Genomic DNA, 1,186 nt, shown 5'->3' on the forward strand with positions numbered 1-1,186 from the left:
GAAAATGACTGACATTGTGATCGTTTCGGCCGCCCGTACGGCGGTTGGCAAGTTCGGTGGCTCGCTGGCGAAAGTGGCTGCGCCGGATCTCGGTGCGCTGGTGATCAAGACGGCGCTCGAGCGTGCGGGCGTGAAGCCCGAACAGGTGAGCGACGTGATCATGGGTCAGGTGCTCACGGCGGGCTCGGGCCAGAACGTGGCGCGTCAGGCATCGCTCAAGGCGGGCCTGCCGGCAGCCGTGCCGGCCATGACGATCAACAAGGTGTGCGGCTCGGGCCTGAAGGCCGTGATGCTCGCGGCAAACGCGATCATCGCCGGCGATTCGGACATCGTGGTCGCAGGCGGCCAGGAAAACATGAGCGCTGCGCCGCACGTGCTGCCGGGTTCGCGCGATGGCTTCCGCATGGGCGACGCGAAGCTGATCGACAGCATGATCGTCGATGGCCTGTGGGACGTGTACAACCAGTACCACATGGGCGTGACGGCAGAAAACGTCGCGAAGGAATTCGGCATCACGCGCGAAGAGCAGGATGCGTTTGCAGCCGCTTCGCAGAACAAGGCCGAAGCCGCGCAAAAGGCGGGCCGTTTCGACGCGGAAATCGTGCCGGTCGAAATCCCGCAGCGCAAGGGCGAGCCGCTGCGCTTCGCCACCGACGAATTCGTGCGTCATGGCGTCACGGCCGAATCGCTGTCGAGCCTGAAGCCGGCGTTCTCGAAGGAAGGCACGGTGACGGCCGCCAACGCTTCGGGCATCAATGACGGCGCGGCCGCGGTGGTGGTGATGTCGGCGAAGAAGGCCGAGGCGCTGGGCCTCACGCCGCTCGCGCGCATCAAGTCGTATGCAGCAGGCGGCGTCGATCCGAAGATCATGGGCATGGGCCCGGTGCCGGCTTCGAAGCGTGCGCTGGAGCGCGCGGGCTGGTCGGTGGGCGATCTCGACCTGATGGAAATCAACGAAGCGTTCGCGGCGCAGGCGCTGGCCGTGAACAAGCAGATGGGCTGGGACACGTCGAAGATCAACGTGAACGGCGGCGCGATTGCGATCGGTCACCCGATCGGCGCATCGGGTTGCCGCATTCTGGTGACGCTGCTGCATGAAATGCAGCGCCGCGACGCGAAGCGCGGCCTGGCGTCGCTGTGTATCGGCGGCGGTATGGGCGTGGCGCTCGCACTCGAGCGTCTGTAA

The 1,186-nt window shown here is 65.9% G+C and carries 1 protein-coding gene; it reads left to right on the plus strand.

Features of this window, described 5'->3' with window-relative positions; all coding sequences use genetic code 11:
- Positions 1 to 4 precede the first annotated feature (4 nt).
- Positions 5 to 1,186: an acetyl-CoA C-acetyltransferase gene (locus G3N59_RS36790; protein WP_205987911.1), complete on the plus strand. Its 1,182-nt coding sequence runs from the start codon at positions 5 to 7 to the stop codon at positions 1,184 to 1,186.

It is taken from the genome of Paraburkholderia sp. Ac-20340 (assembly GCF_017104965.1).
Classification (GTDB): Bacteria; Pseudomonadota; Gammaproteobacteria; order Burkholderiales; family Burkholderiaceae; genus Paraburkholderia.